The sequence below is a fragment of the Thermococcus sp. SY098 genome, from assembly GCF_035621495.1.
Classification (GTDB): domain Archaea; phylum Methanobacteriota_B; class Thermococci; order Thermococcales; family Thermococcaceae; genus Thermococcus_B.
Window position 1 is genome coordinate 595,687 of the sequence record NZ_CP141821.1, and the last position, 23,161, is coordinate 618,847.

Consider the following 23,161-nt stretch of genomic DNA (forward strand, 5'->3'; position numbering starts at 1 on the left):
AAAAAGATTATATAAGGCTTTTCTCTTAGAATAAAGTGGTGGTATGTATGAAAATCGTTGAATTAGACATCAGGTTACCATATGACAAAAGAGGGAAAGTTCTAAGCAGATTATGTGATAGGGTTAGGGGTAAAATTAAGGATATACACTTCTTCCCGCCCACAGCCTCTGGAATAAGTGAAATAAGAATGGAAGTTGAGACTGAAAACGTTCAAAAACTTCTTCAAGACTTAAAGAGGATCATAAAAGAAGGGAAAATAAGCTTCAAAGTCTTGGCTGAGGCTTAACTTTAACGCTGAACTATCGCTCTAATCCCTGCCGCTGCAAACACTAAGAGCTCAAAGAGCTTGTATGCCTCTTCTACATTCTTTGCTTCAAACTCCACAGTTTTTCCATCAAGTCTCTTCACAGTGGGCAAAAGCTCAGCTGCATCTGCCATCTCACTTCCCAAGAAGCGAAGCTTAGCCCTTACTGGTTTTTCTGTTTTTAGCGGTTTAGCTTCTCCACGCTTAAACTTTTCAACAGCTCTATCTACTGCTTCCCTTAACTCCTTTTCAAGCTTCGCCAAGCTTAGGCTTTTGGCTGAGTATCTTGATAGAGCGTTTTTAAACACAACGCCCTCAGCCCAGGGGGTGAAGCTTTTCACATCTTCTTCAATCAGCTTTGCGTCTCCACCAACAAGAACAACTGGAATGCCCCATTCGCCCAAAAGGTAGCTGTTGAGCAAAAACTCACTCACTTTAACTCCGTTTATCTCGAAATAATCAACTGCCGCACCACTGTAAGTGTGATCAAAGGTTGCATAGGAGGTTCCAGCTTTTGCATGGTAACCCAAGAACATTGCTATATCACTCCCCTTAGCAAAAGCCACCATACTTAAAGGTCTTGGAAATCCTCTCACAAGTTCAACATATTCTGGCAGTTCTTCAACTAAGAGGTTGACCATAGGACCATGACTGTCTGCTATTATAATTTCCTCAAAACCTTTTTCATGAAGCGCTTCTGCAACAATCAACGTTGTTTTGGTTGCTATCTTTCTTGCCTCATTATATAAGGCTCCTTTAACAAAGAGATGCTCTCTGCTGACGACAAAAGGCATGCCCTCTAAATCTATGGAGATAAAGGCTTTCATTTGCATCACCAAGATAAATATCGAAACGGTAAAAGAAAAGTTTTGTGGTAATAAGATTAGCTCTTGATCCCCTTGATTAAACTCTCAAGCCTCTTTCTTGCTTCTTCCAAAGAATCAGCCTTTTCAATAGCTGTCCCAGTAACAATGATATCTGCTCCGCTCTGGGCAACCTCTCTGGCATCTTCATAAGTTCTTATCCCACCTCCAACGATGAGTGGGACATCAATAACGCTCTTGACAACTCTGATCATCTCATTTGGAACATGCTTTGGTGCACCGCTTCCAGCCTCGAGGTATACTAATCTCATTCCCAAATATTGGCCAGCCAAAGCATAAGCTGCAGCTATTTTTGGCTTATGTCTGGGAATTGGTTTTGCATCTCCAACCCAGCCAACAGTTTCACCCGGCTCTATGATGAGATATGCCATGGGAATCGGCTCAATTCCATACCTTTTTACGGTAAATGCACCTAAAGCTTGAGCACCCGTAATAAAGAATGGATTTCTCGAATTGAGAAGGCTCATGAAAAAGATTGCATCAGCGTATTTAGTAATCCCCCCATGAGAACCAGGGAAGAGTATTACGGGCAGAGAGGAGCTTTCTTTTATTGCTTTGACTACTTCATCAAGAACCTCGCCTTCAGCACCAGTTGAGCCCCCGACCATTACTGCATCTGCTCCAACTTCTTCACACATCTGAGCTATTTTTGAAGCTTCTTCTGGTGAGACATCATCCGGATCAAGCAAAACAAAGTGCAGCTTTTCTTTTTCAAGCTTTTCGTGAATGTATGATTCAACCTTTCCGAGCTTGAGCTTCATTTCTCTCCCTCCAATTTTCTAACTTCATTGGGACTTTTAACACTTTTCCACTTCAGCCCCAATTTTCGGAGGATACTGGTTAAGATTTTATCCGGTTCATCTTTGAAATAATAGAGATTTGAACCTATTCTTAAATCACTTGCTCCAAATCCTTTAATGGGCTTTCCAAATTTAGAGACCTCCATTGATAGTTTTTCTTCAATTTTTGCATCACTTGGAATTAAGTAGGCTCTCAGAAGCTCGGATTCTTTAAGAAGAAAATCAACATGCCAGTGAAGATTTTTATCTTTTCTAAAGTGTCGCTCAACTCTTTTCTCAAGGGAATTCATTGCAGAGCCTACATAAACATAATATCCTGCTTTAAGAGGGAACTCTTTTCTTTTGGTTCGTACAATTATGTCTCTTTCGACTTTAACGACTAAGAAATATGAACCTCTCATAATACCACCTTACAAAGAAGGTTTTATAAACCAACCTCCAACCCATTATTAGGTGGAATTAATGGATAAGAAAAAGAAGAAACCTGTGGATGAATTTGCTTGGCAAGAATATGATAAGGAGGAGTTTAGAGAAAAATTCCCTGCCTTAGCTGAAGAGCTCGAAGAGAGGGAGGGCATTGTTATCGAAGGTTATCGTGTAGACGAATTCCAAGTTCTTGAAGAGGAGGAGTTTGAAGAAGAAAAGATAGACTTTTCAGGATATAATCCTACAGTAATTGATTTCTTAAGAAGGTGCGAAACCGATGAAGAGGCTTTAGAGATTATTAACTGGCTTGAGGAAAGAGGCGAGATAACTCATGAGATGGCTAAAGACTTAAGGATTACCCTTGTTAAGAAAGGAGTTAGGGCTTTCGGGCCAAAGAAAGAGTGGGGCTGGTACGAAAGACACGGAAAGCATTAAAAAGGGGAAAGTTAGATATTCCCTATTCGCTGTAAGACCATACCCTCAATTCTTATTGGCTCTGTTCTTCTTGCGTAGACAATTGCCTGCTCAAGTCTTGCCTCACTTTCTGCGTAAATTTTGAACAATGGATCTCCTTCCCTTACTTTCTCTCCGACCTTAACATAAAGCTCAAGTCCAGCTCCCTTGTCCTCAGGTGCTCCAGCTGCTCTTGCAATTCCTGTTATAGCTTTGTTGTCGATAAATGTTATATATCCGCTTGTTGGTGCTGTGAATGTGTATGTTTTGTCTCCAATTGGGATTTCCTCTGGTTTAATATCTGGATTTCCTCCCTGTTCTTCGATGATTTCCCTCATCTTCTGATATGCTTTTCCGCTCTCGAGAATTTCTCTTGCCATCTTCTTACCCATTCCAGCTGGTGCAACACCACCCATTTCTAAGAGAATTCCAGCCAGACCCGTTGCCTTCTCAACGAGGCTTCCAGGACCTTTTCCGGTCATAAGTGTCTGCAGTGCTTCCTTAGCTTCAAGGGCTGGGCCAACTGTGTGTCCAACTGGCTGTCCACCATAGGTTATTGCAACCTCAACATACTGTCCCAATCTCTTTCCAAGCTCAATGAAGTCTCTTGCTAATGACCTTGCTTCTTCCATTGTCTCAACTTTGACTCCCTTACCGGTTGGAATGTCAATTAAAATGTACTGAGAACCCATTGCATACTTCTTTGACATAATACTCGCAAGCATTAATCCTCTTGGATCAATGCTTAGGGCTCTCTCTGCTTTAATTGTTATGTCATCAGCCGGGGCTAAGTTCAATGCTCCTCCCCACACGAGGCAAGCACCAATTTTTTCAACGATTCTCTTAATCTCATCCAGGCTAAGAGAGACATTTGTAAGCACTTCAACAACATCAGCTGTTCCTGCCGCACTTGTGATAGCTCTTGATGATGTCTTTGGAATTGTTAATCCAGCGGCGGCAACAATTGGAACAACAAGGATGTTTGTCTTGTTTCCTGGGACTCCACCAATGCTGTGGACGTCCATAATTGGTTTTCTGTCTATGTCCAACATATCACCTGTCTCTGCCATTGCAACGGTGAGCCATGCTATTTCATCCATATCAAGTCCATTGACCTCAAGGGCAGTGACAAATGCACTGATTTCAATTTCTCTGAGCTTTCTATCAACAATATCTTTAATTATGCTCTCAATCTCAACTTTTCTCAGCTTTGCTCCATGCATCTTCTTCTTTATGTAGCGTATGCTTTCTGGAGTTCCCGCTGGGGCTATGTTGACAATTTCACCCTGAGAAAAGCTGTGCACTTGAAGAACATCCTTGCTCAGTCCAATTTCTCCTTCTTCAACCATGTTGCTTATCACAACGTCTCCATACACTGTTTTCTTGCCAGTTTCTATTTTAACCAAATCTTCTGGATGCAATTTGACTCTCTTAGCGTCCTTCTCGTTGATGACAACCACAAACCTCCCAGTATACACATCGAGAATTTTTATTTTGGCTTTCATGCTCCTCCCTCCAAAAGGCTGGCAATACTCCATATTGAAAAAAACACTACTTAAAGATTTTTAACTAACTTATGAAAAACTTTGAAGCTATTGAAAAGAATAGACACAAGAATCTGTAAAGAAACAAAGACATGCTCTAAGCAGTAATGCTCTTTGAAAAGTTCGGCAATGCAAATTTTGAGAGATTTGATCCTGCTGAGAAGAGGGTAAATGCCCTTAGCACGTCATGTGCCACTTTTTTTAACTCTTCTGGAAGAACGGCATCCTTTCCATATGCATAATATATCACCTCATCGAGGGGGGCGCTTATAAGCCTGCCATTGAATAGATACACCTCTTTTTCTGTTATCTCTATCTGATATTCAGGATATACCAGTTTTACTTTCATAGCGCCCCACCTCCAATATATAATAACAGCAAAAGCATATTTTTAAAACTAACGCCGTAAAATTTTTAGTTACATAATTATAAAAATTTTAAAGTATCGAAAAAATAGAACTAAAATAGAGACATGGACTATAGATTTTTAATTTCCTCTTCAATTGACTCTTCGAGAGTCTTTTCCCATTCGGCAATATCAAAGTCCACAAGTTCGGATTCTAAGTCCTCTTTGAGATGAAGAACTCTTCTTTTCAGTGCATTCTTTGTTTCTTCATCATAGACCACATAGTAAGGGCTCCTTCTAACTGAGAGATAAAGAAGTGCCAGTACAATATTGAGCATCAAGAGAATAACAATGATCCCGTAAATTATTACGTTCATCTTCTCTTCCCCCCAAAGAGTGCTCTAAACACCCTTTTAATGGGGCTTTCGGGTTCAGGTGGCTGCCATCTTATTCCAGCGAGTTTTGCTGCCAACTGTTTAATGGCTATAGCTGCTGGTGAGGTGGGATTTTTAACAACTAATGGAACTCCATATGCCGATGCCCTCTTAACTTCTGGATCTTCCGGTATTATTGCCAGGACCGGTACTTCAAGAATTGCTTCTATTTCTTCCTTCGTGAGCTCAGTTTTTTCGTTGGTAACTCTATTGAGAACAGCTCCAAGTGGAAGTGTTCCAAGCTTCTCGGCAACAAGTTTTGTTTTGAGTGAATCGGTAATAGCAGAGATTTCAGGATTTGTAACGACTATCAATTCCTTACCAATAAGCAAAGCTGTAACTGACGTAATCTCCAATCCGGCTGGTGCATCAATGAGAATAAAATCTCCCATTTGAGATATCTCTCTAATTAATTCCCTTAGCCTTTCGGGCTTTGCTTTTTTAATTTTTTCCAGACTTAATCCTCCTGGGATGACCTTAACTCCTGCAGGTCCTTCGTATATTGCATCTCTAAGATCGGCTTCTCTTGCCAGAACATCATGCAACGTTACTGGAATGTCTTCCATTCCAAGAATAAGGCTCAGATTTGCCATTGTAATATCTGCATCTATCACTATAACCTCCTTTCCAAATTGTGCCAAAGCAACACCCAAGTTCGCAACCACTGTTGTTTTACCTGTTCCTCCTTTACCAGAAGCAAATACAATTGATCTTCCTTCCACGGTTACACCCCCAATCTTTGCCGTTGATATCAAAACCCTTCCTACTTATATGCGCCATGTCATTAAATAGCTTTCCCTTTATTGTGGATGTTACAATGGAAACCCTTGGACTTTTTCTCAGAGAAATATGATGAGGCAGTGTACTGAGGCAATTTCTGCTGCTTCTGAGCTACATTACCCTTTCGCACCTCATATATATTAAGATAACGGTTGAAAAAACCTAATCCCAGAAAGGAGTTGTGAATTAATACGAAAAATATCAAAAGAGAAACAAGAGAAAGACACTAAGACACTACATGATACAGTCATGCTTTTTCTTTCTCTTCTATCTCTTTCTCAAGCTTCTTCCTGGCTACCTCCGATGTATCAGCTAAACTCCTGAAGAGTTTGAGCATTTCCATAGGAAGTGTTAGAACTATAACATTGCTTTTGTCACTCGCAACATCGCTTATTGTCTGCAGTGTTCTTAATTGCAGTGCCATTGGGTGTTCCGAAATTATTTCAGCGGCTTCTCTGAGCTTCTCTGCTGCCTGCCTCTCCGCCTCAGCAAGTGTTATCCTTGCTCTTCTTTCTCTCTCTGCCTCAGCCTGTCTTGCCATTGCCCTCTGCATTCCACTCGGCAACTCAACATCTTTTATCTCAACTGTTGTCACCTTGATTCCCCATGGATCAGTTGCTTCGTCTATAATTCTCTGCAATTCTCTGTTCAGCTTTTCCCTCTCACTCAGGAGCTCGTCCAGATGTGCCTGACCGATTACACTCCTCAAGGTTGTCTGGGCAATTTGGGAGGTCGCCATAATGAAGTTCTTAACCTGTGTGACAGCTTTAATTGGATCAACTACCCTAAAGTAAACGACTGCATTAACCCTAACTGGAACGTTGTCTTTAGTTATTGTCTCCTGCACTGGAACATCTAAAACTTGAGTTCTTAAGTCCACTATGACTGCCTTTTCAAATATTGGGATTATGAAGAACAGACCAGGACCTCTTGCTCCAACGACCCTTCCCAAACGGAATATCACTGCTCTTTCGTACTCCTTGACTATCTTCAGTGCCGACCCCAAAAATACCAAAACAAACAACAAAACAATTGCTGTTACGATAAAGTTTCCACCAATAAAGCTTACCATTTTTCATTCACCACCTTTACTTTCTTCTTCAACATTTTTCTCTTTTTCTCTAACAACAATAAGCTTTAGCCCTTCCATTCCTACAACCCTGACTTTTTCACCAATGTTTATTTCTTCCCCAGTTTTGCTGACCGCTTTCCAGAGTTCACCCCTAATCTTTATCATTCCTTCAGGAACAAGAGGTTCAACGACTTCTCCGGTCAGACCTATCATTTCCTCTTTTCCTGTCTGTGCTTTTCTTCTGTGTGCCCTTATCACTGCAGCCATTCCAAATGCAAAGAACACTGCCAGCAGGATACCTATAGTTATTATCACCAGTCTAAGCTGACTGTAGACTTCTCTGCTTACTAAATAATCCACGCCACCACCTCCACTGAATAGGAATATGCTTCCGATAACAAACGATATGAAACCAGCAACCGTAAAGAGACCGAAGGTCGGAGTTAACGCTTCAGCTATGAAGAAGATGATTGCGAGGAATATTAACAAAAGACCGGCACTTCTATATCCAAAATATCCCAATCCGATTATGGCAAGAGCGATCATTATTGCCCCAGCAGTTTCTGGAACATGCCATCCTGGGCTTAAGAATCCCAGAATCAATGCCCATATTCCAAGGGTCAAGAGCACATATGCAACTACTGGATCAGTTATGTATGTAATGAGCTGATCCTTGAATGTTGGCCTTAGGTAAACTACCTGAGCACCTTTTAGACTAAGTGTCACGTATTTGCCGTTAACAGGTAGTTTGGTTTTCATTCCATCAGCTTTGTTAAGAAGGTCATTTAAGTCATATGCTATAACTTCAATCACATGATATTTCAGCGCTTCCTCAGGAGTCAAGCTTAAATCTTCGGTTATGAATTTTTCAGCGATTGTTGCATTTCTTCCGCTTGCCTCAGCGAGACTCTTAATGTACGCAACATAAAAATTTGTTATCTTAGCTGGTGCCTCAATTATGCTTCCATTTTGAGAATAACCGAGAATTGGTCTGCATGCTCCGATACCTGTCCCTGGTGCCATTGCTATTAAATGGGACCCCAATGCTATGTAAGTTCCAGCAGAAGCAGCCATGGCCCCAGAGGGATAGACATATATTATTACCGGGACTCTTGCGGTTTGGATTCTCTGTATTATGTTCTGCATAGCGTCTCCTCTGCCTCCGGGGGTATCAAGCTCGATGATTATGGCATTTGCATTAGCTCTTTCCGCCTCACTTATGTATCTATCAAATTGATCATAAGTATATGAGGTTATTTGACCTTTAATTTGAGCCACATAAACAGTCTTCGCCTGGGCAAGTGCAGGTGTTAGGAGAATGAATAATGCCACGATCAGCAAGACTTTTCGCATTTATCACCACCTTGTATAAAATTTGTTTCTTCAACCTAATTAAAGTTTTCTCTCAGATTTCCGCACTAACGTTTAAATCTATATTGAAGACCATGGATCTCAAAAAACTAATAAGGAAGGAGCGAGATTTTTTACTGATGGATTATGAGAGAGGAAATCAAGAAGTTTAGGGTTGTTAGGGGGTATGAAAAAATTAAAATCGCATGGAAGGTTATACGAGGTGCGGCAAAGTATTCGAATAAAGAACCATTTTGGGAATTCCTAAGGAAAGAGTTTGGAATAAAGGACAGAGAAATCAAAGAGATTATGCTGTTCTTAGAGGAAGTGGGTGAGTTAGAGATCAAACGTTCTCAAGATGGGAAACGCCTTTATGTGTCTACCCTAAAGGATATAAAGGAAAATCCAGTCAAACTTGATCAATGGTTGAAATGATAGACCTCAAAAAAGTAACTCACGAGATGATAAAGAACAAAACTTGGAGATATGAGAGAGGAATATTCTGGCAGGCTTTAGATTATGGCATAGTTGGTTTTGATGGGGAAAACTTTTACCTGCCATATTATCTTTCATCCAAAGAAAAGAAGGACGCAAAAGAGAAAATTAAATTCATTCTTGGACTTAATACAGATTTAGAGAGATTTTATGGCGAAATTCAAGATTCAAAGTTTGCATTCCTTATTGAGGAATTCTATGGGCTAACAGTTCCAGCTGCTCCTTATAAGTATCAAGCTCTGGTTGAGACAATAGCTCAACAGCAAGTCAGCTTTGAATTTGCAATGAGGACAATTAGGAACTTAGTTGAGTTGGCTGGCAGGAAAATTGGAAGCTTGTATGTTTTTCCAAAGCCAGAAAATATAGCAGAGCTGAGTGTTGAAGAGCTAAAGAAAGCGAAGCTCGGGTATAGAGCAGGGTACATTAAAGAACTTACTGAACTTCATTTAAAAGGAAAGCTTGATTTAAGCCTTGAACAGTTTACAGAACAAGAAGCAATAAAATATCTTACAAAATTCCGAGGGATTGGAAAGTGGAGCGCTGAGCTTTTTCTTTTATATGGGCTCAGAAAGAATGTTTATCCGGCTGGAGATTTGGGATTGAGGAGGGGCATTGCCAAAATCTTTGGGAAGAGGACTAAAGAAGTAAAAGAAAAAGACGTGAGAGAAATTATAGAGCCCTATGGAAAGTGGAAGAGCCTATTAGCATTTTACATCTTATGTTATGACAGGAAAACTGAAATGGAACGAAAAAGGTGAATCCAATGGAAATAATCCTTCCAAAAGAGAAGTTCAAAGAGCTTAAAAAGCTCGACGAGACGGGAATCATGAAATTAATCGAGGAGAATCTTGAAAAAGCTGAGGAAACCCTAAAAGCTGAACGGGAATCCTTTCTTAATGAAAAGAAAGCTAAGCTTGAGGAAAAGCTAAAAGAGATCGAAGAGCAGCTTGAGGCTTTAGAGATGTTTTATGAAAAAGCTCTGAAAGATAGAGAGTTCATGCGTGAGATGAGTGAAAAATTAAGAAAAGAAAATGCAGCTTTGAGAAGAGAGCTGGAGGAGAAAAAGCGTGCGCTTGAAAATAAAACCTGAAAGGGGATTTGGAAAAATTGAGGTTGAGATTAATGAAGATCTTTGGAAGAAAATAGAAGATCTCAGCGAAAAATACAAGGTTAGTGAGGATTACATCCTAAGGATAATCCTTACTGGGGAATTTAAAACCCCCAATGAAGACGTGCAGAACCTTGAGAAAGAAGTGCAAGAGCTCGAAAAAAAGGTATATGAACTTGAAAAGAAGTGGGCACCCCTCAGATATAAAGCCTATGGAGTTAGTGAAGACAACAAAATTTTGGCTATAGAGCTGAGCGGGCTTTTGGCTGAAAACACGCAGCTTAAAAGGTTTTTAAGGAAAAAGGTCAAGCCAAATTTTGAGCTTAGAAAACTTATTGAATACTACATCCGATAAAATTATAGCGGATGATGAGTAAATTTAAGCGGAGCGATGAAGAACCCTATGAGCGCTGACGCTTTATTTTCTTCTACGGGGGAGTGTGGTAGCTATGATGGGATTAGCCGAGATTGAGAGAAAGGCATTTGATTTGATGGCTACTTCTATCAGAAAATACGAATTTATAGAGAGATGGAAATTTGAAGGAAAAACCATAAGGTTACCATTCCAGAGAGAAGCTGAGCCAGGTGCATTGTTTGTTTTCTCAAGAGAGATTGAAGTCCCCAACGATGGCCTTAAATGGTTCCTAAAAGTTTCTATGGAAGGAAATGCTTTAGTAAAACTTGACGGAACAGCATATGGAACAATAGATGATGTTCACACTTACATACCGATTCGTCCTGGAAAGCATAAGCTTGAGCTCATAGTATCTCCTCTAACAATGTTTGGATACCACAAATGGCGTATTAAAATTGATTATGCAATGCTCATTGGGATTATGTGGGAACCTTATGTCTTAGCTCAAAGACTTCTTGATTTAGTGAGCTTCATTGAAGTAATACAGGAAGAAGATTTGAAAGAAGCTTTAATGAAGGAACTCTCAGATATCCTTATTCGGGTTAAGAGCGTTCCGAATATTAAGCAGATAACTCTCCTAAGGATGCTCCTTCATGATGGAGGTTTGGGGATTAAAGAGCTCAAAATTGGACGCTTTGATGTAAGGGATGTCAGACCTGATTACATGTTTCTCTCTGCGGTGTATGGAATTGGTGCTATGAAAGGAAAAATTGAAGATATTCCCAAGCCGAGAAGAGAACACTATCTAAAGGAAATTAATAGAATACTCGAAGAGCTTGAAGATGCACTTACCAGACTGAGAAGGATATTCCCAAAAATCGGCAAAGCTTATGCTTTCGCGCATTCTCACATAGATGCTGCTTGGCTGTGGACATATGCCGAAACAAAACAGAAGATTTTGAGAACTTTTTCGACAATTGAGAGACTCATGAGGAGATATGGAATAACATACATCCAAAGCTCAGCCCAGTACTATGAATGGCTTGAGGAACTTGACAAAGAACTCTTTGAGAAAGTTAAAAAGTATGTCCGAGAAGGAAAGTGGATATTGGCTGGAGGAATGTGGGTCGAAAGTGACGTTCAGCTTATAGATGGTGAATCCCTTGTGAGACCAGTTCCTGTACGGCCAAAGATATTTTCTTGAAAAATTCGGGAGAATAGCAAAGATAGGGTGGCTCCCTGACACATTCGGCTTCTCTGCTTCCCTGCCGCAAATAATGAAGAAGAGCGGGATTGAAGTCTTTGCTACGTATAAGCTCCTGTGGAATGAAAGGAATGAGTTTCCATATCATGCCTTCATATGGAAGGGAATTGATGGGACAGAAATCCCTGTTCACATTATGATGAGCTACAAGTCTTCAATGACTGCTAAAAGTCTCTACAAGCAGTGGAAGCGCTATAAAAACAAATACGAAGTTCCCTTCCTGCTTTATGCTTACGGATATGGTGACGGTGGCGGAGGAATTACATGGGAAATGGTTGAAATGATGAAGCACATGAACAAAGTGCCCCACATTCCCAAGGTGGTCAAAGGGTATGAGGATGAATATGTAGCAGAGCTCAAATCATGCATTGATAATATGCCTACATGGGAAGGCGAACTTTACGTTGAGGTACACAGAGGGACATATACAACCAACCTTAAGATGAAGAAGTACATGGCTGATGCTGAGTCAGTTTTGAGAAGTGCTGAAATCTGGAGCACAATAGCTGAAATGCTTGGACTTGTTGAATATCCAAAAGAAGAGCTTGAAAAGCTCTGGAAGAAGATTTTGCTGCATCAGTTCCATGATGTTCTGCCTGGCTCATCAATAAGGGAAGTTTATGATGAGGCTATTGAGGACTTAAAGAAGGTAATCAGAGAAGCGGAGGAAATAATTCACAGTGTATTGGAGAGAATTGCTGAGAAGGAAGGCAATGACTTAGTCTTCAATGACCTGCCCTGGAAGAGGAGAGAGGTGGTTGAGGTTAATGGAGAATACCACCTCCTCGAGGCTCCACCTCTGGGCTGGAAACTCTTTGAGCCTATTGAAGCTAAGGAAGGGGTTAAGGTTAGAGATGAGAGGGATAAAATAATACTCGAAAATGAGTATCTAAGGGCAGTTATAAACAAGGATGGGGAACTAATTTCTCTCTATGACAAAGAGAATAAGAGAGAGGCATTAAGAAGCACAAGCAACGTCTTGATGGCACATATAGATACGCCAGGTATGTGGGATGCTTGGGATATAAATGAGGACTTCCTGATTCAGGGTGAGAAGCTCAAGACTCTTGAAGAAGCTAAGGTGGTTTACCAGAGTCCATTAATTGCGGTCATCAAAGTGGTCAAAGGCTATGGCAACTCAGGAGTAACTCAGTTTATAAAGCTCCGCAAGGAATCAAAATTATTAGAGTTTGAGACTAAAGTCGACTGGAAGGACAAGGAAATTCTGCTTAAGGCATGGTTCAACTTCAACACACACAACTGGAGCTCTTTCTATGATATCCCTTATGGTGTAATAGAAAGACCAGCGGTAAGAAACACTCCTTGGGAGCAGGCCAAATTTGAGGTTCCAGCTCTGAGGTGGGCAGATGTCTGCGATGGTGATTATGGAGTTGCTATAATCTGCACGTCAAGGCATGGCTATACAAACTGGGACTCAAAGATTGGACTCAGTCTGCTCAAGTCGCCAATTTATCCAAATCCATGGAGCGACTTAGGAGAGGGTGAATTTACATATTACATCTATCCTCACAAGGGAGATTGGTTTGAGGGAGAAGTTTACAAGAGGGCACTGGAAGTTTGGTCAAAGCTTAGGGTTGTCAAGGCAAAGAGAGTTGAAGGAAAAGCTAAGGAGTTCAGTTTTATGAGGACGGATGCGGTAGTTGGAGCGTTGAAGAAAGCAGAAGATGGAAACGGATATATCTTAAGGCTGTACAATCCATCAAAAGAGGAGCTTGAGGTTGAACTGCCAAGGGAAGGCATTGAGATGGATATGATTGAACTCAAGGAACTTGGAAAGGTCAGTAGAAAAGTCAAGCTAAAACCCTTTGAGATCAAAACGATTAAGATTTCTTAGTCTTTTTTCTTCTGCTCTTCCTTCTTGGGAGCAACCTAACAGGACTCCCACAGTCAGGGCAGATGCCCTCTGGCGGCTCGCGTTTAAATTTCTTGTTGCATCCAATGCATACATATCTCCAGCGGATTACTTTCTTTATGCCTCTTTTAAGGGTTTTAAACCTTATTCCAAGGATTTTGGCAATATTCTGGAGATTATAGTCATCAGTAAAAAGGACAGCTTTTAGTTCATAAGCAAGGGCAAGAACTTCAATATCCGCTTCGCTCAGCTCATCTAATTCCCCGGTCTCGAGGGCTTTCGTCTTAATAACCTCAATGCTTTCCTTTGAAGGTACCAAAACTTTTACCTTGCCAGCACTGATCAAACTCTCCAAAAAAAGCTTTGACTCTGGGTCTTTAACTTCTTCAATCACCTTAGGGGTTGTGTATCCTTCGACATCGATTCCCTGAATGAATATTGCAGCATCAATGATGAGCATGATAAAAGTTCAACGTTAGGGTTAAAGCTTTATCCCCCAATATATTTTTGGTGATGCTTATGAAAGTTGACCTCAATTCTGATCTTGGTGAAAGCTTTGGGAGATACAAACTCGGCATGGACGAAGAAGTTATGAAATACATCACATCAGCCAACGTTGCATGCGGCTGGCACGCTGGAGACCCATTGGTAATGAGAAAAACCGTAAAGCTTGCAAAAGAAAATGGCGTTGAAGTAGGTGCCCATCCGGGCTATCCTGATTTACTCGGCTTTGGCAGAAGATATATGAAAATAACAAGAGAGGAAGCGAAGAACTATATTCTCTATCAAATTGGGGCTTTGTATGCGTTTGTTAAAGCAGAGGGCTTAACTCTGCAGCATGTTAAACCCCATGGAGCTCTCTACAATGCTTTAGTCAAAGATGAAGAGCTTGCAAGGGGGGTTCTTGAGGGAATAGCAGATTTTGACAAAAAGCTGATTTTTGTAGGGCTCTCACTCTCAAAGCCCTTGGAGATTGCTGAAGAGATGGGGCTTAAAGCTGCCCACGAGGTCTTTGCCGACAGGGCTTACAACCCAGATGGAACCTTAGTTCCAAGGAGCAAGGAAGGTGCAGTAATTCACGATAAGGAGCTTATAGCAGAAAGGGTAATCTCAATGGTCAAGGATGGTGGCGTTAAAGCAATCAACGGTGAGTGGATTGAGCTTAAAGCCGACACAATTTGCGTCCACGGTGACAATCCAAAAGCCCTCGAGATCACAGCATACATCAGAAAGCGCTTAGAGGAAGAGGGAGTCAAGATTGTGCCAATGAGAAAGGTTATTTAAGCATCAACAATAATAGGGAATGGAGGGAAAAAGATGGGGATAATAGAGGCAGTTTATGAAAATGGAGTGTTTAAACCTCTAAAGAAAGTAAAAGCTCCAAAGAGGGTTAAACTGGTGATAATCAAGGATTTTGAAAGGGATTTGGAGGAGGTATTTGGAATACTCAGCGAGGATATTGATGTCAGAGAACTGAGAAAAGAGTGGGATAGAAATGTATCTTATTGACACCGATATAATAATTGACATCCTTAGAGGCATTAAGGGATCAAAGGAATTCCTATTAGACTTATCAAAAGATGGACTCTTTCTCTCAGTTATCAGCATGGCAGAAATATTCTCAGGGAAAGAGACAAGAGATCCAGTAAAACATGAGAAAATCTTAAGGTTTCTGTCTCATTTTGAGGTAATACCCCTAACCCAAGAAATTGCCATTCTGGGAGGAGCAATAAGAAGGGATTATCAAATTGGCCTAGCTGATGCGTTGATCGCTGCAGCTGCAATTCACAATGGATTAACAGTGGTAACTTACAATACAAAACATTTTGAAAAAGTTGAGGGTTTAAAAATTCTAAAACCAAACTACAGGTGATTCTATGCAGTTCAAGCCTGCAGGAGACTCTGCTTTGGTTATTATTTTTGGGGATAGAATAGACGAGGGGATTAACAAAAAAGTCCATGCAGTTGCCAGTGCCATAGAAAAAGCCTCTCCAGATTGGCTTGTTGAAGTTGTTCCCACCTATACAAGCATCTATGTGTATTATGACCCACTCAAGCTCAGCTATCAAGAAGCCCTCGATGCCATTAAGCCCTTCCTCTCAGCGGAACCAAAAGGGGAAAAGCCAAGGATTGTAGAAATCCCAACAGTCTATGGTGGAGAATTTGGACCAGATATTGAGTTCGTAGCAAAGCACAATGGATTAACTGTTGATGATGTCATCGAAATTCACTCAAAGCCGCTCTACAGAGTTTACATGCTTGGATTTACGCCAGGATTTGCTTATCTTGGGGGAATGGATGAAAAAGTTGCAACTCCTCGTTTAGAAAAGCCACGCTTGAAAGTGCCAGCGGGGAGTGTTGGCATAGCTGGAAAGCAAACGGGCATTTATCCCATAGAAAGCCCCGGCGGATGGAGACTGATTGGGAGAACACCTCTGAGACTTTTCACTCCGGAGAAGGAGCCACCAACTCTGTTACAGCCGGGTGATTACGTCAAGTTCGTGCCGATAAGTGAGGAAGAGTTTTGGGAACTCCACGGGGGCGAGCAGAAATGATTGAGCTCATTGATGTTCCCTCCCTCATCACAATCCAAGACCTTGGAAGATACGGCTACCAGAAGTTTGGAATCCCCGTTAGCGGAGTCATGGACGAAGTGAGTGCGCGCTTGGCTAACTACCTCGTTGGGAATCGTGACAACGCCCCTTTAATCGAATTTGTCTTAAAAGGTCCCACCATAAGATTCCACTCCTCAGCAGTTTTTGCAGTTGCTGGGGATGTTGATGTAAGGTTAAATGGAATTCCGATTGAACCCTGGCAGAGCCACTGGGCTAAGCGGGGAGATGTTCTTGAGATAGGAATCCTAAAGAGCGGTGTTTATGGATATATAGCATTCGCCGGCGGGATTTTGTGTGACAAAATCCTCGGAAGCTGCTCAACTTATTTAAGGGCAAAGCTTGGGAGAGCTTTGAAGCAGGGAGATAAGCTCAAGCTCGGATATGCAATTCTGACAGGAAAAGAAGGGAAAGTTCTGCCAGAACCATTAATCCCGCGCTACTCAAACGAAGGCGAGATTAGGGTTATTCTGGGCCCCCAGCTTGAACATTTCACAGAAAAAGGTATTGAAACTTTTCTAAGCTCAACCTATGAAGTCACGCCAAATTCAGATAGAATGGGTTACCGTTTGGAAGGTCCAGAGATAGAGCACTCCGAAAAAGGGGCAGATATAATCACTGATGCAATCCCTTTGGGAGCTATTCAGGTTCCAGCCAACGGGAAGCCGATAATCATGCTCGCCGACAGACAGACAACAGGAGGCTATGCAAAAATTGGGGTAGTTGCGAGGGTTGATGTGCCAAAGGTTGCCCAAACAAGAGCAGGAGGAAAGCTGAGATTCAAAGCAATAAATGTGGAAGAAGCCCAAGAGCTGCTTAGAAAGAGGGAATTTTTATTCAGAAGCATCAAGCGCCTTCTTGATGGAGAAGTGAGAGGTTACAAGATAAAAGCGCTTGGAGAAGAGTTCATGGTTTTTGTGGAAAAAGAGAAATAGAAAAGAGAACTACTCTTTTTCCCTCATAACTTTGACCACTTTGTATTTTTTACCGTTGCACTCGATTTCACCGACAATTTCGAGGATTTTAACAGCATCGCCCTCAAAAAGTCCTTCTGGTCTGATTACATCCTTCTTTTCTGGGTCATCGCATTCAACAAAGTTAATTTTAATCTTTGAACCAACTATTGCAAGCCTGGGCTCTATTGCCACCTCTATGGAAGGCTCAACGACCTCAACGACTCTGACTTTTCCTTCATGAAGGGGGCAGGAGTGCTCTATGTTCCTTACTCGTACCACTTTGTACCTCCTTCCCGGCTCCAAGTTCCCAACGCAGACCCTTGCGAGCCTGCAGGTTTTGCATGGGTCAGCTGGGCCGTAATAAATGAATTCAACACCAGGTTTAGCTAACTTTTCACCAACTAACGTGATTACCATTCTGACACCTCCTATGTGAATGGTGATAGTCAAATAACTCCAGTGATTTTAGCAGCTTTTTCAGCTGCTTCTCGCGTTAAACCATCCTTTCCCAAGATGGTGTATCTCTCAGGTCTGATTGTATGTGCAATGGTTAGAGCTTCAATAATATACTCCGGATCAATGCCTAATTCATATGCATTTGTTGGAGCGTTGACCTTCTTTAAGGTTTCTCTAATTTTCTGCCACTTCAGTCCGTGGAGGTAAGCCATAATTATCGTTCCAACACCACACTGCTCACCGTGCAGAGCTGGCTTAGGGGCAATTAAATCCAAGGCATGGCTGAAAAGATGCTCAGCTCCGCTTGCTGGTCTTGAAGAGCCGGCTATGCTCATGGCAACGCCGCTTGAAATTAACCCTTTTATTACTTTCCTAACGCTTTCTTCATTACCAAGTCTTATGATGTCAGCGTTCTTTATCACCATTTTGGCACTCATTAAAGAAAGAGAAGCTGCATACTCGCTGTAATACTCTCCTTTGAGTTTATGTGCTAACTGCCAGTCTTTTACTGCCGTTAAGTTGGAAATCATGTCCCCAACTCCCGCCGCAAGATACCGGTATGGAGCAGTTTTGATGACTTTTACATCGGCAATAACAGCTATCGGTGGCTTTGCCTTTATCGAAGTCTTGGCATTGAGATCTTTAATTGAAGCATTTGCGCTTGCTATGCCGTCGTGAGAAGCAGTTGTGGGGAAGCTGATAAACGGAATATCACTCCTGAATGAGGCAAGTTTGGCAACGTCAATTATGCTTCCACCGCCGACAGCAACGACCCATTGAACATTCTCATTTTTTATCTTCTTGATTGTTCTTTCAACTTCTTTCATTGAAGCTTTTTTGATTGTTAAACTGTGAACATCAAAGCTCTCTTTTAAGTGATGCCTAACCTCCCTTCCAGCAATCTCTTTAGTTTTGGGCCCGTAAAGAATCAGCACTCTTTCGCCTAATTTTAGCCTTTTAGCAACTTCCCCGACCTTATCTTTCAAATTTTCTCCAAGAAGAACCTCGCGAGGTAATTCCATTAAGTGCATGACCATCACCTTTGCTTATATTTCTCTCTCGAAGCTTAAAAATTAATTGGAAAGAAAAGCTTTAATTGGAAAGGGCAAATTCTTAGTGGTGATTAAATGGGAGTGAGTGAGATATTCCAAAAGTACTTTGTGAATCCGATAAAATACAATACTGGCTATAACGTCGTTAACACACTAACCTACGCGATCATTTTGGGAATAGCAGCCTTAGGAGTTTATAAAATCCTGAAACGGCTGGGGATAAAATATGACAATGCGTTTTTTAGAGCGTTAATCCCTTACATGATATTTGGAGCATTTACAAGGGCATTAACTGATGCCACCATATACCCGAGAACATATTTAACAGTGACCCCCGGAATATATGTGGTTACTTTTGCAATAACCTTCACTGCCCTGCTTATTACACATAAGCTCTTTGAAGACTGGAGGAGGGTATTTCTCTACTTTGGCTGGGCACTGGTAGGCTTTGATTTTGTCATGTTGCTGACGCATTTAGATAAAGTTCACTTCACCTGGATTGTGCTGAAGTACTTCATTCCAGCCCTGATAATAGCAGAGAGCGTTATCTATCTAATGACCAAGAAAATTGAGCTCGTCAGAGAAAACAGCTACCTCTTCTATGCCCACTTTTATGATGCAACGACCACTTTTGTTGGAATCCAGTTTATGGGCTATTGGGAGCAACATGTCCTCCCAAGATTTCTGATGAATCTTACAGGGACAGCGGCGGTTATGTATCTCCTAAAGTTTGTAACCCTGATGGTAGCACTCTATCTCATGAAAGAACTGCAGGAAACCGAAAGCGACAAAGAGCTTATGGACTTCATCAAAACGGTGATTTTTATTCTCGGATTTGCCCCGGGAACGAGAAATCTATTAAGAATGCTCATGGGGGTTTGAAAATGTATGAATGGAACGAAATAGCCTTGAATATTGCAAAAGAAGTTGAAAAGGAAATACTCCCCCTTTTTGGGAAGCCCGAAGGTGGAAAAGTCATTGGAGTTAGCCCCAGCGGAGACAAGACCAAGCTCATCGATAAGATTGCCGAGAATGTTGTTCTTAACGCTCTAAAACCCCTTGGCGTGAATATTGTTAGTGAAGAAGTGGGGAATATTGATGTTGGAAGTGATTATACAGTTGTAGTTGATCCAGTTGATGGTTCGTTCAACTTCATCCATGGCATTCCAGTTTTCGGCTTCAGTTTTGCCGTGTTTAAAGGTAGCAAGCCAGAGTATGCAATGCTCTACGAATTCATTACAAAGAGCGTCTATGAGGGAATTTCTGGGGAAGGTGCTTACCTCAATGGCAGACCCATCCATGTTAGGGAACTCAACGAGAAATCAATAGCGATAAGCTTTTACACAAGGGGGAGGGGAGTAGGGCTGATAAACAAAGTTAAGCGCATTAGGGTGCTTGGAGCTATTGCAATAGAGCTTGCCTACTTGGCAAAAGGTTCTCTCGATGGGGTTTTAGACATTAGGAACTACGTGAGGCCGACAGACATAGCGGCGAGTGCTTTAATAGCCAAAGAAGCCGGAGCAATAATAACTGATGACACCGGGAAGGAGCTGAAATTTGAATTAAGCGCCTCTGAAAAGCTGAACATCATAGCAGTTAACGATGAAAGATTGCTCAAGCTGATACTGGAGAGTATTTAGGCAATATTGTTCCAAGAATTAACTCTTTTTCCCTTGAGGGGTTAATTATATAGGAGCGAGGAGTGTTAACCCCAACAGATGAGAGGAAAGGAAGAGTGTAGGAAACGTAGTTTCCCCGGTAGTGAAAAAGAGTGGGGGAGTAGGTAAGATAGGAGAGGGGGAGATTCTTCTCCCCCTCTCCTGCTAACGAAAGATTTAAAAATGCATCACAAGGAGGTATATGCGGGCGTGCCGGGGTAGCTTAGCCTGGTCAAAGCGCCCGGCTCATAGGGCGACTCCCCTTCGGGGGAGCCTGAGAAACCGGGAGATCCGGGGTTCGAAGCCCCGCCCCGGCACCATAACAAACTTTTCTCGTGAAAGTTTGACTAAAACTCCAGACACGTCACATTTTTAAGCTTGTCTTCTAAACTTAACCCATGCTTCTAACGAACCACGCAAAGCAGAGAATTGTTAAAAGGCTGTCGAAGAGAAGAAAGCTTGAGCGAGTTTATTCTGCACTTTTAGATTTCCTTAAAAATGCAGAAAGAATTGAGATTAATGAAAAAATAACCATCTTCACAGATAAAAGGAAATCCCTTGTATGTACCAAGCTCAATGCCGAGCTTTTGGACTTCAATGAAGTTTTGAAAAGAGCCAAAGGTATTAATGAGGCTTATGAGTGCGTTTTCTGGGGAAAAGAGAAATTTGCGAAAGTTACAACACCCAAGAAATTCCTGAAGCAAATTCCTGAAGGTAGATACTACTTCTACATCAACAAGGAAAAGAAAGTCCTCTACATTGGAGATGAACCTCCGCTGTTGGCAATAACCTTCAGACCAGCAAGGAGGAAAGAGAGAACCCTAAAGGGCAAAACCACCCATCAAGCTTCCACTGGAACGACGTATATGTCCCCAAACGGCTCCTCCTGAATAAGCTCAACCTTCCCCATGTTTGCTAAAAACAGCAGATAGAGGAAAGTCCTTGCAACTATCTTTGGACTTGGGTCAAACACAAGCTCCCAAAAGCTTATCTTCTCCTTAGTCTCCTCATAGAGTCTCTTAACAATCGCATACAGTCTATTCACGTGCTTTTCGATGTCAACTCTGAAGTCATCAACAACAAAGATTTCCTCTTCAATCTCTACCTTCTTCTTTGCCTTCGGCTTCCTCTTCTCTACATCTTCGAGAGCATCCATGAGAGCCTCTATGAGATCATCCAAGGTATAGTAGCGCTCGACTCTTCTAAGGGGCGGCACATAAGGCTCAACGTCAACCCTTATGCGCTCCCCCTTCTTCTCTTCCTCCTTCTCCTCATCCGCATAAAGTAAAGCCTCTGTCTTCATTCTCAAAAGAATTGACGCTGCAAGGATAGCTCTCGCTGAAAGCCTCAGGTCAAGTTCTTTCATCTCCCTTAAGCGCTCAATGTATTTCTCTGTTAAATCAACTATGTCAATGTTCCAAGGGTCTACCTTGCCCATTGTGACGAGCTGTAAGAGAATATCAATGGGAGTTATCTCCTCTTCATATCTGCGCTCCATTTTGGTCACCCTTGAGTTCGGATAATATCTCAATTAGTCTCTTTTTGATTGCTGGGATTCTCACAGTAACAGTTCTCCAGACAAGTTCATAATCAACACCAAAGTAGAAGTGAATCAATTTGTCTCTCATACCAGCCATCTGCTTCCATGGGACATCATCATATATTTCCCTGATATGTGGTGGAATGTGTTTAGCAGCCTCTCCAATTATTTCAAGCTTCCTTAAAACTGCGCTCACAGTTTTATCATCTGCTACAAAGTCCTCAAAACTCATACCTTCAATGAACCGTCCAATGCTTTCCATTGCTTCAATTATATCCCTGAGGTATAGAGTATAATTCCTCTTCATACCTCAATAGCCTCCCTAAATACGGATTGTCTCAGCTCTTTTCTAAGAGCATTTTTTGGCACAACATCAACTTTTATTCCCAACCTTTCCGTCAGAAATTCCTCCAGAGCTATGAGGTCAAATAGATCAGCATCTTCTGAGAATTCAACGAGAACATCCACATCACTGGTCTCCCTTTGTTCTCCCCTAACATAAGAGCCAAAGACTGCTAAACTCTTGACCTTGTATCTGCTTTTCAGTTCGGGTTTGAGCTCTTCAAGAACTTTTAATATACCTTCAAGCTCCATTTTGGTCACCGCTCAATCCTCATCCAGCCTTTTTCAATCCTCTTAAATTTCTTTTTTGCCTGAGTAAACAGCTTCTTAATTTCTCTCAGATAATTCTCATCAGCAAAAAGCACAATACCCTCTTCAAGAGCATCAAGAGCCAAGGGATGTCCTTTTAGTATCATTTTTTGAAATTCCTTGGTAGTATAACCTTTAATATCCATAGGGGCAGACGTCTCATCGAGCAGATAGAGGAGTTTAAGCCGCTCATTGAAGTTTTTAGGTAACTCATCAGAGATCACTAAAATATCAACATCACTGCCAACTCCAAAAGTTCCCTTAGCAATTGAACCATGAAGGACTATGAGCTTCGGATTGAGCTTTTCTTTAATGGTTTGCGTGTATTTGTCAATCTCTTTTTTGTATGGAAGCATTTGCAATCTCCCTCACGAAATTTAAGATTTCTCCAGCAGCTCTGATTGCTTCCTCAGCATCAATCTTATCGTAATATTCGTAAGGTGAACCTTCAATATACGCATCTGGATAACGTGGAGGTATGTAATGTCTGTCTAACACTCGAGCATTTCTAAACAAATTCTGTGGTACTTGAACTTCCTTAGATAAAATGTCCAAAAGTTTCTTAATGGAGTGCCCATACGTCATTATTCCCAAACCATACAACAATGCTTTGACCGCTAATTCAGCAGCTTGTTGCGCTTTAAAGCATGCCCAACTATAATCCCCACTGTCCTTATCTCTAATTGCACTTTTTAGTGTATACTCAGCATGCTTAAACCATCTTATGAACTCTTCTCTATCGAACAT

At 41.5% G+C, this 23,161-nt stretch carries 33 protein-coding genes and 1 tRNA gene; 17 read left to right on the forward strand and 17 right to left on the reverse strand.

The window, feature by feature from the left end; translation table 11 throughout:
* Positions 1–47: 47 nt before the first annotated feature.
* Positions 48–287 carry a hypothetical protein gene (locus VFC49_RS03250; RefSeq protein WP_013467292.1) on the forward strand — a complete coding sequence of 80 codons (240 nt, stop codon included), beginning with the start codon at positions 48–50 and terminating at the stop codon, positions 285–287.
* A 2-nt stretch (positions 288–289) separates the two neighbouring features.
* Here VFC49_RS03250 and VFC49_RS03255 read toward each other — a convergent pair whose 3' ends face one another.
* The 3 genes from VFC49_RS03255 to VFC49_RS03265 are packed head-to-tail and all read right to left on the reverse strand — an operon-like array spanning position 290 to position 2,390.
* Positions 290–1,132, reverse strand: coding sequence for a M55 family metallopeptidase (locus tag VFC49_RS03255; RefSeq protein ID WP_324736153.1), 843 nt, complete (start codon positions 1,130–1,132; stop codon positions 290–292).
* 56 nt (positions 1,133–1,188) lie between these two features.
* Positions 1,189–1,950 (reverse strand): geranylgeranylglyceryl/heptaprenylglyceryl phosphate synthase, encoded by a 762-nt coding sequence (locus tag VFC49_RS03260; RefSeq protein ID WP_324736154.1) that lies wholly within the window; start codon positions 1,948–1,950, stop codon positions 1,189–1,191.
* Entirely contained in the window at positions 1,947–2,390 is a 444-nt protein-coding gene (locus tag VFC49_RS03265; RefSeq protein ID WP_324736155.1) for a GIY-YIG nuclease family protein, read from the reverse strand. The genes VFC49_RS03260 and VFC49_RS03265 overlap by 4 nt, the downstream gene beginning before the upstream one ends.
* Before the next feature lie 61 nt (positions 2,391–2,451).
* Between VFC49_RS03265 and VFC49_RS03270 the strand changes: the two genes are divergently transcribed.
* A complete protein-coding gene (locus tag VFC49_RS03270) occupies positions 2,452–2,850 on the forward strand; it encodes a DUF2095 family protein (RefSeq protein WP_324736156.1) in 399 nt (132 codons plus the stop codon).
* 11 nt (positions 2,851–2,861) lie between these two features.
* On the opposite strand, the gene VFC49_RS03275 is transcribed toward VFC49_RS03270, so the two are convergent.
* From VFC49_RS03275 to VFC49_RS03300, 6 genes are all read right to left on the reverse strand, one after another.
* On the reverse strand, positions 2,862–4,373 hold the full coding sequence (locus VFC49_RS03275) for an AMP phosphorylase (RefSeq protein WP_048159765.1): 1,512 nt from the start codon (positions 4,371–4,373) through the stop codon (positions 2,862–2,864).
* Positions 4,374–4,509: 136 nt separating this feature from the next.
* Positions 4,510–4,761 (reverse strand): hypothetical protein, encoded by a 252-nt coding sequence (locus tag VFC49_RS03280; RefSeq protein WP_324736157.1) that lies wholly within the window; start codon positions 4,759–4,761, stop codon positions 4,510–4,512.
* A 128-nt stretch (positions 4,762–4,889) separates the two neighbouring features.
* Positions 4,890–5,135, reverse strand: a complete 246-nt coding sequence (locus VFC49_RS03285; protein WP_013467299.1) for a hypothetical protein — start codon at positions 5,133–5,135, stop codon at positions 4,890–4,892.
* Positions 5,132–5,914, reverse strand: a complete 783-nt coding sequence (locus tag VFC49_RS03290; RefSeq protein ID WP_013467300.1) for a septum site-determining protein MinD — start codon at positions 5,912–5,914, stop codon at positions 5,132–5,134. The genes VFC49_RS03285 and VFC49_RS03290 overlap by 4 nt, the downstream gene beginning before the upstream one ends.
* Before the next feature lie 305 nt (positions 5,915–6,219).
* Positions 6,220–7,044: a slipin family protein gene (locus tag VFC49_RS03295; RefSeq protein ID WP_324736158.1), complete on the reverse strand. Its 825-nt coding sequence runs from the start codon at positions 7,042–7,044 to the stop codon at positions 6,220–6,222.
* A 3-nt stretch (positions 7,045–7,047) separates the two neighbouring features.
* On the reverse strand, positions 7,048–8,397 hold the full coding sequence (locus tag VFC49_RS03300) for a nodulation protein NfeD (RefSeq protein WP_324736159.1): 1,350 nt from the start codon (positions 8,395–8,397) through the stop codon (positions 7,048–7,050).
* Positions 8,398–8,541: 144 nt separating this feature from the next.
* Between VFC49_RS03300 and VFC49_RS03305 the strand changes: the two genes are divergently transcribed.
* From VFC49_RS03305 to VFC49_RS03330, 6 genes are all read left to right on the forward strand, one after another.
* Positions 8,542–8,829: a hypothetical protein gene (locus tag VFC49_RS03305; RefSeq protein WP_324736160.1), complete on the forward strand. Its 288-nt coding sequence runs from the start codon at positions 8,542–8,544 to the stop codon at positions 8,827–8,829.
* Positions 8,826–9,647: a DNA-3-methyladenine glycosylase gene (locus tag VFC49_RS03310; protein WP_324736616.1), complete on the forward strand. Its 822-nt coding sequence runs from the start codon at positions 8,826–8,828 to the stop codon at positions 9,645–9,647. Before VFC49_RS03305 ends, VFC49_RS03310 begins: the two co-directional genes overlap by 4 nt.
* A 5-nt stretch (positions 9,648–9,652) precedes the next feature.
* Complete coding sequence (locus VFC49_RS03315; protein ID WP_324736161.1) at positions 9,653–9,979, forward strand: hypothetical protein; 327 nt, start codon at positions 9,653–9,655, stop codon at positions 9,977–9,979.
* Entirely contained in the window at positions 9,957–10,352 is a 396-nt protein-coding gene (locus VFC49_RS03320; RefSeq protein ID WP_324736162.1) for a hypothetical protein, read from the forward strand. The genes VFC49_RS03315 and VFC49_RS03320 overlap by 23 nt, the downstream gene beginning before the upstream one ends.
* Positions 10,353–10,446: 94 nt before the next feature.
* Complete coding sequence (locus VFC49_RS03325) at positions 10,447–11,556, forward strand: hypothetical protein (protein WP_324736617.1); 1,110 nt, start codon at positions 10,447–10,449, stop codon at positions 11,554–11,556.
* A 22-nt stretch (positions 11,557–11,578) separates the two neighbouring features.
* On the forward strand, positions 11,579–13,471 hold the full coding sequence (locus VFC49_RS03330) for an alpha-mannosidase (RefSeq protein WP_324736618.1): 1,893 nt from the start codon (positions 11,579–11,581) through the stop codon (positions 13,469–13,471).
* Here the strand turns inward: VFC49_RS03330 and VFC49_RS03335 are convergent.
* Positions 13,458–13,949, reverse strand: coding sequence for a type II toxin-antitoxin system VapC family toxin (locus VFC49_RS03335; protein ID WP_324736163.1), 492 nt, complete (start codon positions 13,947–13,949; stop codon positions 13,458–13,460). The genes VFC49_RS03330 and VFC49_RS03335 overlap by 14 nt on opposite strands.
* 59 nt (positions 13,950–14,008) lie before the next feature.
* On the opposite strand from VFC49_RS03335, the gene VFC49_RS03340 reads away from it, so the two are divergent.
* The 5 genes from VFC49_RS03340 to VFC49_RS03360 are packed head-to-tail and all read left to right on the forward strand — an operon-like array spanning position 14,009 to position 17,036.
* Complete coding sequence (locus VFC49_RS03340; protein WP_324736164.1) at positions 14,009–14,773, forward strand: 5-oxoprolinase subunit PxpA; 765 nt, start codon at positions 14,009–14,011, stop codon at positions 14,771–14,773.
* 33 nt (positions 14,774–14,806) lie between these two features.
* A complete protein-coding gene (locus VFC49_RS03345; RefSeq protein ID WP_324736165.1) occupies positions 14,807–14,998 on the forward strand; it encodes an antitoxin family protein in 192 nt (63 codons plus the stop codon).
* Positions 14,985–15,362: a PIN domain-containing protein gene (locus VFC49_RS03350; protein ID WP_324736166.1), complete on the forward strand. Its 378-nt coding sequence runs from the start codon at positions 14,985–14,987 to the stop codon at positions 15,360–15,362. Before VFC49_RS03345 ends, VFC49_RS03350 begins: the two co-directional genes overlap by 14 nt.
* 4 nt (positions 15,363–15,366) lie before the next feature.
* Entirely contained in the window at positions 15,367–16,044 is a 678-nt protein-coding gene (gene pxpB, locus VFC49_RS03355) for a 5-oxoprolinase subunit PxpB (protein ID WP_324736167.1), read from the forward strand.
* Entirely contained in the window at positions 16,041–17,036 is a 996-nt protein-coding gene (locus VFC49_RS03360) for a biotin-dependent carboxyltransferase family protein (RefSeq protein WP_324736168.1), read from the forward strand. The genes pxpB and VFC49_RS03360 overlap by 4 nt, the downstream gene beginning before the upstream one ends.
* Positions 17,037–17,045: 9 nt before the next feature.
* Here VFC49_RS03360 and VFC49_RS03365 read toward each other — a convergent pair whose 3' ends face one another.
* Both VFC49_RS03365 and VFC49_RS03370 read right to left on the reverse strand, forming a co-directional pair.
* Positions 17,046–17,474 carry a UPF0179 family protein gene (locus VFC49_RS03365; RefSeq protein WP_324736169.1) on the reverse strand — a complete coding sequence of 143 codons (429 nt, stop codon included), beginning with the start codon at positions 17,472–17,474 and terminating at the stop codon, positions 17,046–17,048.
* A 29-nt stretch (positions 17,475–17,503) separates the two neighbouring features.
* Complete coding sequence (locus tag VFC49_RS03370) at positions 17,504–18,544, reverse strand: NAD(P)-dependent glycerol-1-phosphate dehydrogenase (protein ID WP_324736619.1); 1,041 nt, start codon at positions 18,542–18,544, stop codon at positions 17,504–17,506.
* Between the two features lie 96 nt (positions 18,545–18,640).
* On the opposite strand from VFC49_RS03370, the gene VFC49_RS03375 reads away from it, so the two are divergent.
* The 4 genes from VFC49_RS03375 (at position 18,641) to VFC49_RS03390 (ending at position 21,113) form a co-directional block, all read left to right on the forward strand.
* On the forward strand, positions 18,641–19,447 hold the full coding sequence (locus VFC49_RS03375; protein WP_013467319.1) for a DUF63 family protein: 807 nt from the start codon (positions 18,641–18,643) through the stop codon (positions 19,445–19,447).
* 2 nt (positions 19,448–19,449) lie between these two features.
* A complete protein-coding gene (locus VFC49_RS03380; RefSeq protein WP_324736170.1) occupies positions 19,450–20,205 on the forward strand; it encodes a bifunctional fructose-bisphosphatase/inositol-phosphate phosphatase in 756 nt (251 codons plus the stop codon).
* Positions 20,206–20,435: 230 nt separating this feature from the next.
* A tRNA-Met gene (locus VFC49_RS03385) sits at positions 20,436–20,543 on the forward strand.
* Positions 20,544–20,621: 78 nt separating this feature from the next.
* Positions 20,622–21,113 (forward strand): hypothetical protein, encoded by a 492-nt coding sequence (locus VFC49_RS03390; protein ID WP_324736171.1) that lies wholly within the window; start codon positions 20,622–20,624, stop codon positions 21,111–21,113.
* On the opposite strand, the gene VFC49_RS03395 is transcribed toward VFC49_RS03390, so the two are convergent.
* The 5 genes from VFC49_RS03395 to VFC49_RS03415 are packed head-to-tail and all read right to left on the reverse strand — an operon-like array spanning position 21,065 to position 23,161.
* The gene (locus tag VFC49_RS03395; RefSeq protein WP_324736172.1) at positions 21,065–21,721 is read right to left on the reverse strand and encodes a ScpA family protein; all 657 of its coding nucleotides are present in this window, start codon (positions 21,719–21,721) and stop codon (positions 21,065–21,067) included. The two genes, VFC49_RS03390 and VFC49_RS03395, sit on opposite strands and share 49 nt — an antisense overlap.
* Positions 21,705–22,070, reverse strand: coding sequence for a DUF86 domain-containing protein (locus VFC49_RS03400; RefSeq protein WP_324736173.1), 366 nt, complete (start codon positions 22,068–22,070; stop codon positions 21,705–21,707). Before VFC49_RS03400 ends, VFC49_RS03395 begins: the two co-directional genes overlap by 17 nt.
* Positions 22,067–22,357, reverse strand: a complete 291-nt coding sequence (locus VFC49_RS03405; protein ID WP_324736174.1) for a nucleotidyltransferase family protein — start codon at positions 22,355–22,357, stop codon at positions 22,067–22,069. The genes VFC49_RS03400 and VFC49_RS03405 overlap by 4 nt, the downstream gene beginning before the upstream one ends.
* Before the next feature lie 5 nt (positions 22,358–22,362).
* Positions 22,363–22,770 (reverse strand): nucleotidyltransferase domain-containing protein, encoded by a 408-nt coding sequence (locus VFC49_RS03410; RefSeq protein ID WP_324736175.1) that lies wholly within the window; start codon positions 22,768–22,770, stop codon positions 22,363–22,365.
* The gene (locus tag VFC49_RS03415) at positions 22,745–23,161 is read right to left on the reverse strand and encodes a HEPN domain-containing protein (protein ID WP_324736176.1); all 417 of its coding nucleotides are present in this window, start codon (positions 23,159–23,161) and stop codon (positions 22,745–22,747) included. Before VFC49_RS03415 ends, VFC49_RS03410 begins: the two co-directional genes overlap by 26 nt.